Annotated in this window: 15 protein-coding genes and 1 pseudogene; 13 read left to right on the forward strand and 3 right to left on the reverse strand. The window is 53.5% G+C overall.

Features of this window, described 5'->3' with window-relative positions; genetic code table 11:
* The first annotated feature begins 417 nt into the window (after positions 1-417).
* The 13 genes from AACZ40_RS22685 (at position 418) to hypE (ending at position 12516) form a co-directional block, all read left to right on the forward strand.
* A complete protein-coding gene (locus tag AACZ40_RS22685; RefSeq protein ID WP_291169063.1) occupies positions 418-828 on the forward strand; it encodes a DUF1398 family protein in 411 nt (136 codons plus the stop codon).
* Between the two features lie 856 nt (positions 829-1684).
* Positions 1685-2161, forward strand: a complete 477-nt coding sequence (locus tag AACZ40_RS22690; RefSeq protein ID WP_291169060.1) for a cyclic nucleotide-binding domain-containing protein — start codon at positions 1685-1687, stop codon at positions 2159-2161.
* Positions 2154-3278 carry a 4Fe-4S dicluster domain-containing protein gene (locus AACZ40_RS22695; RefSeq protein WP_291169057.1) on the forward strand — a complete coding sequence of 375 codons (1125 nt, stop codon included), beginning with the start codon at positions 2154-2156 and terminating at the stop codon, positions 3276-3278. Before AACZ40_RS22690 ends, AACZ40_RS22695 begins: the two co-directional genes overlap by 8 nt.
* Positions 3275-4141, forward strand: a complete 867-nt coding sequence (locus tag AACZ40_RS22700) for an FAD/NAD(P)-binding protein (RefSeq protein ID WP_291169055.1) — start codon at positions 3275-3277, stop codon at positions 4139-4141. The genes AACZ40_RS22695 and AACZ40_RS22700 overlap by 4 nt, the downstream gene beginning before the upstream one ends.
* A 2-nt stretch (positions 4142-4143) precedes the next feature.
* Positions 4144-4932, forward strand: coding sequence for an oxidoreductase (locus AACZ40_RS22705; protein ID WP_291169052.1), 789 nt, complete (start codon positions 4144-4146; stop codon positions 4930-4932).
* Entirely contained in the window at positions 4932-6224 is a 1293-nt protein-coding gene (locus tag AACZ40_RS22710) for a Ni/Fe hydrogenase subunit alpha (protein WP_291169049.1), read from the forward strand. The genes AACZ40_RS22705 and AACZ40_RS22710 overlap by 1 nt, the downstream gene beginning before the upstream one ends.
* A gap of 23 nt (positions 6225-6247) precedes the next feature.
* Complete coding sequence (locus tag AACZ40_RS22715; RefSeq protein ID WP_291169047.1) at positions 6248-6730, forward strand: hydrogenase maturation protease; 483 nt, start codon at positions 6248-6250, stop codon at positions 6728-6730.
* Positions 6723-7094, forward strand: coding sequence for a hydrogenase maturation nickel metallochaperone HypA (locus AACZ40_RS22720; RefSeq protein WP_291169045.1), 372 nt, complete (start codon positions 6723-6725; stop codon positions 7092-7094). The genes AACZ40_RS22715 and AACZ40_RS22720 overlap by 8 nt, the downstream gene beginning before the upstream one ends.
* On the forward strand, positions 7091-7780 hold the full coding sequence (gene hypB, locus AACZ40_RS22725) for a hydrogenase nickel incorporation protein HypB (protein WP_291169043.1): 690 nt from the start codon (positions 7091-7093) through the stop codon (positions 7778-7780). Before AACZ40_RS22720 ends, hypB begins: the two co-directional genes overlap by 4 nt.
* Positions 7758-10055, forward strand: a complete 2298-nt coding sequence (gene hypF / locus AACZ40_RS22730; protein WP_291169041.1) for a carbamoyltransferase HypF — start codon at positions 7758-7760, stop codon at positions 10053-10055. Before hypB ends, hypF begins: the two co-directional genes overlap by 23 nt.
* Positions 10046-10321 carry a HypC/HybG/HupF family hydrogenase formation chaperone gene (locus AACZ40_RS22735; RefSeq protein ID WP_291169038.1) on the forward strand — a complete coding sequence of 92 codons (276 nt, stop codon included), beginning with the start codon at positions 10046-10048 and terminating at the stop codon, positions 10319-10321. Before hypF ends, AACZ40_RS22735 begins: the two co-directional genes overlap by 10 nt.
* On the forward strand, positions 10318-11403 hold the full coding sequence (hypD, locus tag AACZ40_RS22740; RefSeq protein WP_291169036.1) for a hydrogenase formation protein HypD: 1086 nt from the start codon (positions 10318-10320) through the stop codon (positions 11401-11403). Before AACZ40_RS22735 ends, hypD begins: the two co-directional genes overlap by 4 nt.
* A 36-nt stretch (positions 11404-11439) precedes the next feature.
* Positions 11440-12516, forward strand: a complete 1077-nt coding sequence (gene hypE / locus AACZ40_RS22745) for a hydrogenase expression/formation protein HypE (protein ID WP_291169034.1) — start codon at positions 11440-11442, stop codon at positions 12514-12516.
* Between the two features lie 25 nt (positions 12517-12541).
* On the opposite strand, the gene AACZ40_RS22750 is transcribed toward hypE, so the two are convergent.
* The 3 genes and pseudogenes from AACZ40_RS22750 to AACZ40_RS22760 all read right to left on the reverse strand — a co-directional run.
* The gene (locus AACZ40_RS22750) at positions 12542-13048 is read right to left on the reverse strand and encodes a CBS domain-containing protein (RefSeq protein ID WP_291169032.1); all 507 of its coding nucleotides are present in this window, start codon (positions 13046-13048) and stop codon (positions 12542-12544) included.
* Between the two features lie 46 nt (positions 13049-13094).
* A complete protein-coding gene (locus AACZ40_RS22755; protein WP_291169030.1) occupies positions 13095-13982 on the reverse strand; it encodes a F0F1 ATP synthase subunit gamma in 888 nt (295 codons plus the stop codon).
* A gap of 4 nt (positions 13983-13986) precedes the next feature.
* Positions 13987-14647, reverse strand: a pseudogene (locus AACZ40_RS22760) (F0F1 ATP synthase subunit alpha); the annotation flags it as partial.

Consider the following 14647-nt stretch of genomic DNA (forward strand, 5'->3'; position numbering starts at 1 on the left):
TTTCAGTGCACTGTAAACTGGTCACGCGCGCGACTCAGTTAGGTGCTTATTCTGGGTGGCGGCAAGGGGGAGTCAAGTCGAATTTATTCAGTGGGTGTTTCAACAGATGGGTGACGTTTTGAGGAGGAAAACAGGGGCAGGGCAGGAGGAAGTTGACTCCCGGAGGACTCAGCGTGCGAGAGTAATGCTACCGGGACTCTGGGATCGCTGTAATTTTAGACGGAACATTGTAGAATAACGGACCACTTACCAGTCCTGGCTCAGTTTGCCGATCAGATCAATCACGAGTTTTTCGGTTATCTCAAGCCCGATCAGAAAACGTGGTTCGTGAGGTTACTTCAGATCATTGTTTACGGACACGTGTGGCAAGACCTGCGAGTCAAATGAGTTCAACTCAATACTTGAAACGGAGCTATTATGAACGCAGAAAATACACAGGTCATACAGCAATGCACACGCGAAGCGCTGGCCGGGGAACTTACCTTTCCTGAGATCCTGGGTAAGCTTGCCCACATCGGAATCGAGCGTTACCACGCCGACTACAGTCGTCAGGAAATCACCTACTATTTGCCGGATGGCGATTCAGTAGTCATCGCCACGCCTCATCCTTCTCATCCTACGGCCACCGAATTTTCGGCTCCCGCCGTTGAGGCCGCTGTTCAGCAGAGTCAGCGGAACGAGCACACGTACCTCGATTTCATCCTGAAAACGATGTCCGCTGGGTGTGTGGGGTATTTCGTTCAAATCACCGGCCGACGCGTCATCTATTTTGGACGCACTGGAGAATCCCATATAGAGCATTTCCCGCCCGCGCCGATCAGCGTGTGAAGCATCCATGCCTGACATCCCTTCAGGAAATGCTTTTCTGAATTCCCTAAGCGTGCACAGCTTAACACGAATTCAAACTTTTCTCCTATTGACAATTCAGGAAAAACAAACGGCACAGAAAAGCTGAACTGGTCCCGGGCAAGTGCCCTGACTTTTTTTGACTTCCCGTCGTTCGCATAAGATATTATAAATCTCCTAAATCAACCAACCTGAAAGGTCGATTCAGCCATTGTATTTTAAGTATCTGCCTGGGATTGATTCGACAAACTCTGGGATGGCAGACTTGCAGGCGTCGAATGAGATGTGAAAGGTTTGATTCCCTCTCATTCGGCTCTTCAATCATCCGTTGAGTTTCAGCGCCAACATCGAGAGCAAAAAAGAACGTGAGTTCTGCAGAATTCGACCTGGCCAGCCAGATAGCGCGATTTACTGCTTCCAGGGAGGCAGTCTAAACTTCTTCGGAAACGAGGTGATCTCCTGATGACAGGTCAACACCCACAAGAATATTTTTGAATCGATGCATAATTTCTGATCTACTCCTGACTGATCTATTTGAGCACAATAAACAGGTAATGAATTGCAGGATCAATATCGTACCAATACGAGAGCTAATTTCAGAATCCAACATTAATGAACAATTCACGATTTTATTTGTTGAATTACTGTTAGGATAAAGTCGTAATTTCTGATAGGGGAATTCCTGAGGTTGGCAGGGAGTTGTCATAAAGCGGTCGTTACAAATTCTGGTTGCTGGACGAGTACGAACGGGCCGGTTAGAATCGAAGTGTTCTGCCTGACTGTTTTTCAACAACTTGACTGAGAGGCTGCGATGGAGATTCAACAGCTTCAGGAAATAATGCAGCAACTCCGATTCACTTCCGATTTGTCCGCAGGAGAGCAACAGCAGTTGGCTGCCATTTCCCGTTTTGAGGATTTTTCCCGCAACGAGACGGTCTTTACCGAAGGCACAGAGCATCCGAATCTATATATCATTCTCAGCGGTCGCGTTGAGATCTGCATGACCATTCCTGCACGTGGCTGTTTACCCGTTTTGACATTGGAAGAAGGCGATCTGCTCGGCTGGTCGTCCCTTCTCAAGCAGGGGGAGATGACCGCGACCGTGGTTGCTGTGGAACAGACTCGCGTGATTGCCATCGACGCAGCAGCGCTGGCGCAAGTTTGCGAGCAGGATCATGATATCGGTTACCAGATCATGCGGCGGATGTCATTGGCGTTATCTCAGCGGCTGGTTGCCAGTCGTCTACAGGTGCTCGACATGTATGCTGTTTCTGATGAAGCACATACTCTGAAGCAGGGAGGTACCCATGAATGATTCCGTGCAGTCGGTCGATCCTGAAACCTGTTTTTTAACACTGGATGAATTTGCCAGGCTTTTTGAGGTGCTGATTTCCCGTGGTTACGAGGTGATTGGTCCTACGATCGATCAGGAAGCCATTGTGTATGGTCAACTCTCATCAATTGATGATTTGCCCCGTGGCTGGACTGATCAACAGGAACCCGGAAAATACCGCCTGGTGAGACGCGATGATAATGCGCTCTTTGGTTATGTGGTTGGCCCGAGTTCCTGGAAGAAGCAGCTGTTTCCGCCGGTCAGCACACTGGCGAGAGCTGATCGAACGGAAGAGGGCTGGCAGTTTCAGGAAGCGAAAGAAGAAACACCCCGCTATGCGTTTCTGGGAGTTCGAGCCTGTGAACTGGCTGCGATGAAAATACAGGATCGTGTTTTCACGGGGGGACCTTATGTTGATTCGATTTATGAGCAGCGTCGCAGTCAGGCGCTGGTCATCGCCGTGAACTGCACGCAGGCCGCTTCGACCTGTTTTTGCACTTCCATGGAAACGGGGCCTCGCTGCAAAGCGGGTTTTGATCTGGCGCTGACCGAATTGCCCGATGGTTTCCTGGTTGAGGTGGCAACTGCTGCCGGTGCGGAGATTCTGTCGGATCTGCAAACCATGAAAGTCTCGCCGGAACAGGATACACAGGCAAACGCGGCGCGACAGCAGGCTGTTGACCAGATCGAACGAAGATTTGATACGACGGATATCAAAGACCTGCTGATGTCCAATCTGGAACATCCCCGGTGGGATGATGTGGCAGAGCGCTGTCTGTCCTGCACGAACTGTACGATGGTCTGTCCGACCTGTTTCTGCAGTTCGGTTGAAGAAGTCAGCGATCTGACGGGAGATCATGTGGAACGGCAACGACAGTGGGACTCCTGTTTTAATCTGGATTTCAGTTATATGAACGGGGGGCTGGTCCGAAACAGCATTCGCAATCGTTATCGGCAGTGGTTAACCCATAAACTGGCGACCTGGATTGATCAGTTCGGTACATCAGGGTGCGTTGGTTGTGGCCGCTGTATTACCTGGTGTCCGGTCGGCATCGATCTGACACAGGAAGTGAACGCGATTCGGGAATCGGAGTCATGAATTCGACAGTCGGAAAGCAGGCTGAGAAATCAGACAGCATCTGGGTAGCGAAAACGGCAGTGATTCATGAGATCGCTGCTGAAGTCAGCGGGGTGGCCACGTATCAGCTGTCGCTGAGAGATGCTGCCGCTGCGCAGTCTTATCGTTTTGAACCGGGGCAGTTTAATATGCTGTATATTCCCGGTGCGGGCGAATCGGCGATTTCGATGAGCGGTGATCCTGCTGACTGTGGGACCCTGGCTCATACCATTCGTTTGGCCGGCAATGTGACGCGCAGTATCGCTGCGTTGAAAGTGGGTGATACCCTGGGGCTGCGAGGTCCGTTTGGTACAAGCTGGCCGCGCGAGGATTGTCGGGGAAAAAATGTGATTCTGGTGGCCGGGGGAATTGGCCTGCCCCCTTTGCGTCCCTTCATTTATCAGCTGCTGGCCCAGAGAGACGAGTATGGGAGTCTGCATTTATTGTACGGCGCACGCACACCCGAGATGCGGGTCTACACGCGGGAGTATGATCGGTGGAGAGCAGAGGGGCTGGAGATCAGAGAAACCGTTGATCGGTCGAGTCCCGGTTGGCGCGGGAATGTGGGAGTTGTGCCTCAGTTGCTGGAGCGGCTCACCGGATTTGATCCTGCGGAGACGATCCTGTTGATCTGTGGTCCGGATCTGATGATGCGTTTTACTGCCCGTGCTGCGCTTCAGCGGGGAATGACCAGCGAGCAGATCTGGGTTTCGACCGAACGGAATATGCAGTGCGCGGTGGGTTTGTGTGGACACTGTCAGCTGGGGCCGGAATTCATCTGCAAGGATGGGCCGGTCTTTCGCTACGATCAGATTTCCCCCTATTTAAAAGTGGAAGGACTCTGAACGTGGAAAAACCCAGACTGGCCGTTTTCAAATTTGCTTCCTGTGATGGCTGTCAGCTCTCCCTGCTGGATGCCGAGGATCAGCTGTTGTCCGTCGCCGATGCCTTAGAGATCGTCTATTTCCCCGAGGCCACGAGTCGTATGGAAGCAGGCCCGTATGATATTGCACTGATTGAAGGATCGATTTCTACGCCCCACGATGCAGCCCGGATCCAGCAGGTTCGCAGAGATTCCCGCTTTCTGATGACCATCGGTGCCTGCGCGACCTCTGGTGGAATTCAGGCGTTGAGAAACGGAGCCGATTCTGCTGAGTTCATGCGGGCTGTGTATGCCAGTCCCGGATACATTGAGGTGTTAGATCAGTCAACACCCATCGCAGATCATGTAACCGTCGACTTCGAATTGCGAGGCTGCCCGATCAATCAATATCAGCTGATTGAAGTGATTCAGTCGCTGCTGGCAGGACGGACGCCACGCACCCCCGGACACAGTGTCTGCCTGGATTGTAAACGCCGTGGTACGGTCTGCATCACAGTGGCACAGGGAATTGCCTGCCTGGGCCCCGTGACCCAGTCAGGATGTAATGCACTTTGTCCGAGCTACAACCGGGGTTGTTACGGCTGCTTCGGACCAGCCTCGCAATCCAACCTGGTGAGCCTGACATCACAAATGGAGCAGGACGGTGCCTCGAAGCAGGAAATTTCCAACAGTCTCCAGAATTTCAACAACAATGCACCTGCCTTTCGCGAGGAAAGCCGACGTTTACTGGATCGAAACGGGGAGCCATACTGATGGGTGACCGCAAGATCAAAGTGGAAACATTGACCCGTGTGGAGGGAGAAGGGGGGCTGTTCATCCGCATGAGTGGTGACACGATCGAAGAAGTCCGCCTGGAAATTTACGAACCGCCCCGTCTGTTTGAAGCCTTGTTGCGGGGACGACCTCTCGAAGACACGCCGGATATCACCGCGCGAATCTGTGGCATCTGTCCGGTGGCATACCAGATGAGTAGCGTGCATGCTCTCGAAGCTGCATTGGAAGTAACCGTTTCCCCAGAGATTCGGCGTCTGCGTCGGCTGTTATATTGTGGTGAATGGATTGAAAGTCATGGCTTGCATATGCATTTACTGCATGCCCCGGATTTTCTGGGTTTTGAGAGCGGGCTGGAGATGGCGAAGCAGTTTCCCGAAGAGGTCAATCGTGGGCTGAGGCTGAAAAAACATGGCAATCAGCTGGTCGACCTGCTGGGGGGGAGGGCCATTCATCCGGTGAATGTCTGCGTGGGTGGTTTCTATCGAATTCCCAATCGGAATGAATTTCAGAAACTGATCCCGGATTTTGAATGGGGCCTGAACGCTGCGATGGAAACCACACGCTGGGTGGCTGGTTTTGATTTTCCGGAAATGGAATCGGATTGCGAATTCATATCGCTGTCTCACCCGGATGAATATCCCATGAATGACGGCGTGATGAAATCCAGCCTTGGAGACGTGATTGAAGTTGATCAGTACGAAGCGGAGTTTGAAGAGCGGCAGGTGCCACACTCGACTGCTCTGCAGGCTTTTCGTAAGTCAACGGGACGCCCTTATCTGCTCGGGCCGTTATCGCGTATCAATTTGAATCGGCAGCAACTGTTTCCGCAGGCGCGAAAGCTGGCAGACGAAATCGGATGGGAACCGGTCTGTCGCAATCCGCACAAAGCGATTATTGCGCGAGGCCTGGAAATCGTTCACGCGTATGAAGAAGCGTTGTCGATTCTGCGTGATCAACATCCTGCAGGCAAACCACGGGAATCGTATTCCCCGCAGGCAGGGATCGGTAAGTCTGCGACCGAAGCTCCCCGGGGTACGCTTTATCATCGCTATGAGATTGACGATCAAGGAAAAATCATTGAGGCCTGTATTGTCCCGCCGACGTCTCAGAATCAGGCACAAATTGAAGTCGACCTCAAACACCTGGTGACAGAGTCAGCTGGTCAGGAAGATGCAGAACTCGGGCGAAAATGCGAAAACCTGGTAAGAGCCTATGATCCCTGTATCAGTTGTTCAACTCATTTTCTCAAAGTCACAATTGACCGTCACTGAGAGACAGCAGAAAGGAAGAGAGATTGAGAAACGGGGTACAGATCATGGTCGCTGGGATTGGCAGTCCGCATGGTGACGATCAGGCGGGCTGGGAGATGGCCAGGGAGATTGAGCGGCGCAAGTACTCTCACGTGAGTGTGAAACTGGCGCGGACACCCGCTGATTTACTGGACTGGATCGAACCTGGGCGGGACCTGCTGATTTGTGATGCCTGCCAGGGAGCCGGTGAACCGGGAAGTATTCATCAATGGGAATGGCCTTGCGGTCAGCTGGATGAGATTCGCTGGTCGGGGACGCACCAGATGTCTTTAACGGGTGTGCTTGCGCTGGCAGAACAGTTGGGGAGGCTCCCGCAGCATGTTCGGATCTGGGCCATAGAACTGCATTCAAATCATTCCGGAGAGAGTTTATCAGCAGCGGTACAGGCAAGGGTATTCGCTGCGGTCGAAGCCATGTGTGAGGATATCAGCAACTCTGTCAGTCAGGGGGAGATTGAACATGCATGAACGGTCCCTGGTTCAGAATCTGTTAAAGCAGGTCAGACAAATCGTCGAGGCGCAGGGGGGCGGCCGAGTTTCTGAAATCTGCGTGCAGGCAGGTGACCTGTCGGGAGTCGAACCGCTGTTATTTGCAGCCGCGTTTGAGGAGATGGTCGTGGATGTCTTTTCTGTGGAATGCCGGTTGAAACTGGATCTGGTCCCTGTCACTGCGGTTTGTACTCACTGTCAACATGAGTTTGAAGTCCTCGATTTTCAGTTTCACTGTCCTGAATGCGGGAGCGGGACCGTTGACGTCATTCAGGGTGATGATCTGCAGCTGATCAGTGTTACGCTGGAAACAATCGATTCGCGCGAAGGAGTCTCTTCATGAGTCGGCAAACGATCATCGTCAAACGCGATCTGCAAGCAGATCAAAAGGCCGATGCCGAGGCGGAACGAAAGCGTCTTGGCCACCGGGGCACTCTGGTTGTGAATCTGCTGTCATCGCCGGGATCGGGAAAAACGAGTTTACTGGAGGCGACGGCACGGCAGTTTGCTGGTCGCCGTTCGATGGCTGTTCTGGTGGGTGATCTGGAAACCGACCGCGATGCGCAGCGGCTGGCCCCCCTGGTTCCGGTCGCGCAGCTGACGACCGGAGGAGCCTGTCACCTGGAACTGCCGCTGGTGCAGCGGGGTTTGACCGCGCTGGGTGATCCTGCAGTCGATTTTCTGTTTATCGAGAATGTGGGAAACCTGGTCTGTCCCGCTTCGCATGATCTGGCAGAGCATCTGCGTGTCGTTCTGCTCAGCACGACGGAAGGGGACGATAAGCCGGGAAAGTATCCCAAAATGTTCCGCACCAGTCAGTCCATGCTGATTACGAAACTGGATTTATTACCGCACGTACCATTTTCTGTGGAAGCAGTGACTGCAGATGCCCAGAGAATTCAACCGGCACTGAAGGTCATTCCCTGTTGTTCCCTGGCAGGAAGCGGTATTCAGGAATGGTGTGATTTCCTGGAAGAACAACATCAACTTCAACTGGCAGCATACCATGAACCCGCGGACAATTGTTGAGAGTGCAGAACCGACAATCGCGATCAAGATCACGTTGAGTGGTCGCGTCCAGGGGATCGGATTGCGGCCTGCGGTCGCGCGGCGCGCCTGTCAATTGCGACTCGCAGGTTCTATCTGTAATACGACAGAGGGGATTGAACTGCTGATTGAAGGTCCCCCAAAAGTCGTGCAGGAATTCGAGCAGAACCTGGAAGCCTACCTGCCTGTTGAAACGGTGATTCAACGGAAAACCAGGGAAACCACGGTGAATCGCGGAGGGAAACAGTTTGAAATCATCGAAAAAAAGACCAGTGGTTCCCTTGCTGTCTGCGTTCCGCCGGATAACGCCGTCTGTCAGGATTGCCTGGCTGAAGTCGCTGATCCAGCGGATCACCGGTTCGGCTATGCTTTCACCAGTTGTACGCAATGTGGTCCCCGGTATTCCCTGTTGCATTCGCTACCTTATGAACGATCGCAAACTGGCATGTCAGATTTCGGTCTCTGTTCCCGCTGCCAGGGAGAATATGATTCGCCCGTTGATCGCCGTTTTCATGCCCAGACAATTGCCTGTCCCAAGTGTGGTCCCCAGGTCTGGAGTACCAATGCTGCGGGCGAAGTTACTGGAACAGATACCGAGGCAATCCAGGGTGCTACCCGCGCACTGCAGCAGGGTGAGACCATTGGACTGAAAGGACTGGGCGGCTATCAACTGCTGGTTGATGCTACCAGTGAATCAGCCGTTCAAGTGTTAAGAGAGAAGAAACACCGCCCGGGGAAACCACTGGCAGTAATGGTGACAGACCTCGCTGCGGCCCGCGAGCTGGCTGTGATGAATGATACGGAGGCAGCGGCGCTGGCAAGTCCCGCGGCTCCGATTGTGCTGCTCCAGGCTCGCAAGGATTCACCGATTGCCGGTAACGTGAATTCCGGCTTAAATACACTGGGAGTGATGCTGCCCACGACAGCGTTACACTGGTTACTACTGCAGCAATGCGATTTTCCACTGGTGGTCAGCAGCGCCAACCGGGAGGGAGAACCGCTGTATTATCAGGATCGAAGTCTCTCAGAGCAAATCAGCGGGCTGGCAGACTGCTGGCTGGAACATGATCGTCCGATCGAGCGGCCCGTCGATGACAGTGTCGTCCGCTGGATGGCTGGCCGCCTGGTAACCATTCGGCTGGCGCGGGGGCTGGCTCCCTTGTCTCTGGACCTGGAACATCCTCGACCTGTTATTGCACTGGGGGGACATCAGAAAGTAGCCGTTGCCTTACATAATGGATCTCAATCTGTTCTTGCACCCCATATCGGGGATCTGGAAAGCCTGGCTGCCTGCCAGCGTTACGAGGAGCAGCTGGAATCACTCAGGCAGTTGTATGATGTTTCACAGGCAGATTTCATCTGCGACGAGCATCCCGATTATTACACTTCGAACCGCAAGTCTCAACAAGGTTCACACGTTGAGAGAGTTCAGCATCATCATGCTCATATTGTGGCTGGAATGCTGGAACAGGGCTGGCTGGATCGACAGGTACTGGGAGTCGCCTTTGACGGGACCGGCTGGGGAGACGATCAGACCATCTGGGGGGGAGAGTTTTTACTGTCAACGGCGGCTGAATATACGAGGGCAGGCCATTTAAAACCATTCAGATTGCCGGGAGGAGAAGCAGCCGTCAAAGAGCCGTACCGTGTTGCTGTCTCCATACTCACAGAAACACTGGGACCAGAGGCTGCGTTGAGGACAGGAATGAAAGCAGAGCTGGTCAGACCTGTTTTGCAAATTGTGAAGTCAAACCGTATTTCACCGTTAACAACCAGTGTCGGGCGGTTGTTTGATGGAGTCGCGGCCCTGGTTCTGGGGATAACTCATTCTGAATATGAGGGACAGGCAGCGATGTTGCTGGAAGCGAGTTGCGAGCTGTCGGAAGAGGGCAGCTATGAGATGCCTCTATTACAGGAAACGCCGATTCAGCTGGACTGGCGGCCTTGTCTTACCGCGATTCTGCGAGACCAGGAAGCGGGTGTGTCACCAGGCCTGATTGCAATGCGGTTTCATCGTGGTCTGGCCCGGGGAACCGCACGGTTGTGTCGGCTGTTTTCCCGTCTGCCGGTCGTGTTGGGTGGAGGCGTATTTCAGAATCGCTGCCTGGTTGAACTTGTGGCGGAAGAACTGAAACAGCATAACCAACCACTGGGATTGCCAGGCAGGATCCCGCCTAACGATGGCGGTCTGGCAGCCGGTCAACTGGCAGTCACGATTGCCCGTTCAAAACAGAGGGGAAACGTTCCATGTGTTTAGGAATACCTGGTCAACTGGTTCGCTGGGTGGAGCGGGAGGGAATCTTTTCGCAGGCAGAGATCGAATTTGACGGCGTTCGCCGGATTGTGCATATGGCCTGTGTGACAGAGGCGGAAGTAGGGGATTATATTCTGGTCCATGCCGGGATTGCGATCAACCGGATTGATGAAGGGGAGGCGCAGCGGATTTTTGAGACCCTGGCGGAGTGGGGTGAAGATGAAGGCTGGCATGAAACTCTGCCTGAGGGGGGAGAGAACGAATCATGAAGTACCTGGATGAATATCGAGATCCAACAGCAGCACAGATGTTACTGGATGAAATTCGGCGTGTTTCCACCCGTTGCTGGACATTGATGGAAGTCTGTGGCGGGCAGACGCATGGGTTGTTACGCCATGGAATCGCTGCCGAGTTGCAGGGAACCGTTGAATTAATTCATGGTCCCGGCTGTCCGGTCTGTGTGACCGATCAGGCGGACATCGATTTTGCCTGTCAGCTGGCAGAGCAGCCTGATGTGATTGTGACCAGCTTCGGAGACATGTTGCGTGTGCCCGGCAGCCAGGGGTCTTTGCTGGATGCCCGGACCAGGGGGGGGCAGGTGAGGATTGTTTATTCGCCTCTGGATGCGGTAGAACTGGCACGCAAACAACCCGGAAAGCAGGTAGTATTTTTCGCAGTCGGATTTGAGACGACGGCACCTGCGACGGCGCTGGCAGTGAAGCAGGCCGCGCAGTATCAGCTCGATAATTTCAGTCTGATTGTATCGCATGTCCGGGTCCAACCTGCAATGGAGTCCTTGGTAGAAGCACCGGATAACCGGGTACAGGCTTTTCTGGCAGCAGGACATGTCTGCACGGTGATGGGATATGAATCCTACGGCCGGTTTGTGGATCGCTATCAACTGCCAGTTGTTGTGACCGGATTCGAACCGCTCGATTTACTGGAGGGGATTCTGGCTTGTGTCAGGCAACTGGAAGCAGGTGAATCGCGACTGGAGAATTGTTATTCCCGGGCTGTACAGGGGGCAGGTAATCGGTCAGCGCGGGATCTCGTGCATGCGATTTATCAGATATCAGATCGTCGCTGGCGGGGCTTTGGTCGCATTCCGGCAGGGGGCCTTTCACTGCAGGAGCAGTGGAAGAGGTTTGATGCACGCGTCCGTTTTTCGGATTGTGGTTTGCCGGTGATACTGAGTACTGAGTGCCGCAGCTTCGATGTGATGACCGGCCAACTCAAACCGCCCGACTGCCCGCATTTTGGTAAGCAGTGTAACCCCGAAACACCCCTGGGAGCCCCGATGGTCTCTTCGGAAGGCGCCTGTGCTGCCTACTATCGCTATGCGGGTGTCTGAAGAAAAATTAATCATTCCAGGTGACTGTGGAGTACGATGGAAAACCAACAGCAGAACATGACCGGCAGCTGGCAACTGAATTGTCCTGTTGAGATTCCGGCTGAAACAGACCGTGTGACGCTGGCACATGGTGAGGGAGGGAGACTGTCTCGCAAACTGATTCAGGAACGCATTGTTTCTGTTCTGAAAAATGAATGCCTGGAAGTCTCCGGTGATGCGGCCCGACTTCCGCGCATCGCGGGCTCGCTGGCGTTGACGACGGACAGTTTTGTTGTTTCTCCCCTGTTTTTTCCGGGGGGAGATATTGGCAGTCTCGCCGTGTATGGCACCGTCAACGATCTGGCAGTCAGCGGGGCACGTCCGCTCTGGCTCACACTCTCATTGATTATTGAAGAGGGGTTTCCCCTTCTGATTCTGGACCGCGTGCTGCAGAGTCTGGCTGAAGCAGCATCGAGTACGGCGGTCAAGATTGTGGCCGGTGATACGAAAGTGGTCCCCCGGGGCGCCGTTGACGGGCTGTTTATCAATACGGCAGGCGTCGGCGAGCTGACCGAACCTGTTCCTCCCGGTCCTGAGTTCCTGGCAGAGCACGATGAACTCGTTGTCAGTGGGCCCATCGGCCAGCATGGCATTGCGGTTCTGGCAGCACGCGAAGAATTGCAGTTTGATCCATTGCCCCACAGCGACTGTGGTTCTCTTTTGAAGGCGGTGGAACAGTTGCGGGGAGCACTCGGGGACCGGATTTGCTGCATACGGGATGCGACCCGGGGCGGTGTGGCCGCGGTGCTGCAGGAATGGGCAGAGTCCAGTGGATTGACACTGAGTATCGATGAACGTCGTGTGCCCGTCTCTCCCGGGGTGAGAGGCATGAGCGAATTACTGGGACTGGATCCACTGCATATTGCCAATGAAGGGACCATGCTGATCGCAGTCAGGCAGGGAGCCGGACACGAAGCCGTCTCCGTTTTACAGACACTCTCAAAGACAGCAGATGCCCGGGTGATCGGTATCGTCAAGGCCCGGGGAGTTGCCCCGGTGACAGTAAAACGGACGCTGGGACCCGAACAGCCTCTACACGACCCGCTGGGCAGTCCTCTACCACGAATCTGTTGACCTGCTTTGAGGGATCAGTTGTGGTTCAACTGCGGTCAATGGTAAACCGGAGGTTCAAAGCCTGTGATGTATCTCGCAGAAGTCGCTCGTGTTCCTGGGTATGGAGTGAGTGATTATAATAAGTTTCCATGGCTGCCAGAATCTCTCGTCGACTGACAATCCCCAGCAGAATACCGTTTTGTACGACAGGCAGATGGCGCAGGCGGTGGTTGACAAAGATGGAAACGATCGAGAACAGTTCCGTTTCGGGAGTGATACAGATGGGATGTGAACTCATGATGGTTTTCACCGTCTGTGCCGGGCTGGGGTTGCCGAAGAACAGCTCATTTGAGAGAGCAGACAGGCAGTCCCGTTCGGAAACAAAGCCGACGAGAACAGGTTTCTGATCCTGTTGATCGACAACGGGTGCATTCGAGATCTTGTGTTTTAATAGAAACCGAATGACTTCTGTCAACGTCATATCCTGGGTTACAACTTCTACATGCTGATTCATGAAATCATCGGCGCATGGTAGCTTCTGTGGGTCATTCATCGTTCTTTATCTCCTGTATAAGTAATCGGGATGAATTTCAGGAAAATCATTCTGTTTCTTTCAAGGCCTCAAATCCGGTAACGACATCCAGTAGCTCCTCGGTGATGGCGGTCTGTCTGCGTTGATTGAATTCGGCCTGTAGATTGAGCAGGCGTTCTTTGATGTTTCGTTCTGCAGCCTGCATGGAGGCGATTCGGCTGGCATTTTCCCCCGCCAGAGATTCCGCGCAGGCACGAAACAGCGACACGAACAGGTACTGTTGAATCAGCCGAGATAATAATGTCTCGCGATTCATGGTATAGAGGGGGAGTGAGCGCGATGCGTTCGGGCTCTCCTGTTTTCGATGAAACTTCGTCGGGTCGACGGGCAGCAACTGTACGACATGCGGTTTATAGGTCGAAGCCGTTTCACGCTGATTGTAGAAAATATAGATTTCACTCAATCGTCGCTGGTGCCGCCACTGATCGATCTTGGCGAGCATTTCAGAGACCAGGGGAGCAATTCCTGTGGCTGAGCCCGGCAGGCTGAAGTCGAAATCAACAACATTGCCGGAATCCAGGGTTTTTCCCAGCATCCGCGAACCTGCCACCATCCAGGCCTGGTTTCGATTGTTTAACTCAGAGTCAACGAAATATTCTGCAGCATAGGTTTCCAGCTGTTCGTTGAACTGACCGCACATGCCCTGGTCGGAACCAAAGAGAATCATGCCGATTGTGCCCGCGGCTGGAGCGTCTGGCAATGTCGAGTGCGCCCTGGTCTTTGATAAAACCATTTCCAGTCCGCAGTAAACGGTATTAGAGTAGTCTTCCAGTGAATCGACTGCCTGTTCGTATTGCCGAATACTGACCGCGGCCAGCGTTTTCATCGTGCGCACCACCGACTCCAGATCCCTGGTGCTTTCGATGTTGCGTTTTAAGGTTTCAAAATCCTGCATAGGATCAGTCAGTTTCAGAAAGTGAATTTTGGGATTGCTGAATCAACTCGCTGACAGCATTCAGCACGGATTGCTGATCGGTCTCTGTAATGGTTTTGCCTGCGAGGATCTGCTCGCTTAAATCAGGAAAGTCATTACTGAGAATCCGCTGTACCTGATCTTCCAGTTGATGAATCTGGGACAGGCCTGTGTTGTCAAACGCACCACCAGCCATGCCGATCAATACGGATAACTGCTCAGGCACGGAAAGGGGATGGTATTGCGATTGCTTAAAGATTTCACGTACACGCCGCCCGCGTTCCAGGGTAGCCAGTGTTTCTGAATCCAGGCGGCTGCTGAATCGGGAAAAGGTTTCCAGTTCCTCAAACTGGCTGTACGACAGTCTTAAATCACCAGCGACAGCCCGGTAGGCGGGGAGTTGGGTTTTGCCTCCCACGCGGGAAACAGAGCGACCCACATCGACGGCAGGCAGAATTCCTTTCTGAAACAAATGCGGTGAAAGATAGATCTGGCCGTCGGTGATCGAGATTAAATTCGTCGGGATATAGGCAGACAGATTCTGCGCTTCTGTTTCGGCAACGGGTAACGCGGTTAGGGAGCCTCCGCCGAGCCGGTCCGCTAAATGCGTGGAGCGTTCCAGCAGACGTGAATGCAGGTAGAAGATG

The organism is uncultured Gimesia sp. (assembly GCF_963972345.1).
Lineage (GTDB): Bacteria > Planctomycetota > Planctomycetia > Planctomycetales > Planctomycetaceae > Gimesia.

Excerpts from the sequence above, each read along its gene's own strand:
- AACZ40_RS22690 (WP_291169060.1), top strand. The coding sequence starts at position 1,685 with ATGCAGCAACTCCGATTCACTTCCGATTTGTCCGCAGGAGAGCAACAG.
- AACZ40_RS22700 (WP_291169055.1), top strand. The coding sequence starts at position 3,275 with ATGAATTCGACAGTCGGAAAGCAGGCTGAGAAATCAGACAGCATCTGG.
- hypE (WP_291169034.1), top strand. The coding sequence starts at position 11,440 with ATGGAAAACCAACAGCAGAACATGACCGGCAGCTGGCAACTGAATTGT.
- AACZ40_RS22710 (WP_291169049.1), top strand. The coding sequence starts at position 4,932 with ATGGGTGACCGCAAGATCAAAGTGGAAACATTGACCCGTGTGGAGGGA.
- hypF (WP_291169041.1), top strand. The coding sequence starts at position 7,758 with ATGAACCCGCGGACAATTGTTGAGAGTGCAGAACCGACAATCGCGATC.
- AACZ40_RS22735 (WP_291169038.1), top strand. The coding sequence starts at position 10,046 with ATGTGTTTAGGAATACCTGGTCAACTGGTTCGCTGGGTGGAGCGGGAG.
- hypB (WP_291169043.1), top strand. The coding sequence starts at position 7,091 with ATGAGTCGGCAAACGATCATCGTCAAACGCGATCTGCAAGCAGATCAA.
- hypD (WP_291169036.1), top strand. The coding sequence starts at position 10,318 with ATGAAGTACCTGGATGAATATCGAGATCCAACAGCAGCACAGATGTTA.
- AACZ40_RS22755 (WP_291169030.1), bottom strand. The coding sequence starts at position 13,982 with ATGCAGGATTTTGAAACCTTAAAACGCAACATCGAAAGCACCAGGGAT.
- AACZ40_RS22695 (WP_291169057.1), top strand. The coding sequence starts at position 2,154 with ATGAATGATTCCGTGCAGTCGGTCGATCCTGAAACCTGTTTTTTAACA.
- AACZ40_RS22720 (WP_291169045.1), top strand. The coding sequence starts at position 6,723 with ATGCATGAACGGTCCCTGGTTCAGAATCTGTTAAAGCAGGTCAGACAA.
- AACZ40_RS22685 (WP_291169063.1), top strand. The coding sequence starts at position 418 with ATGAACGCAGAAAATACACAGGTCATACAGCAATGCACACGCGAAGCG.
- AACZ40_RS22750 (WP_291169032.1), bottom strand. The coding sequence starts at position 13,048 with ATGAATGACCCACAGAAGCTACCATGCGCCGATGATTTCATGAATCAG.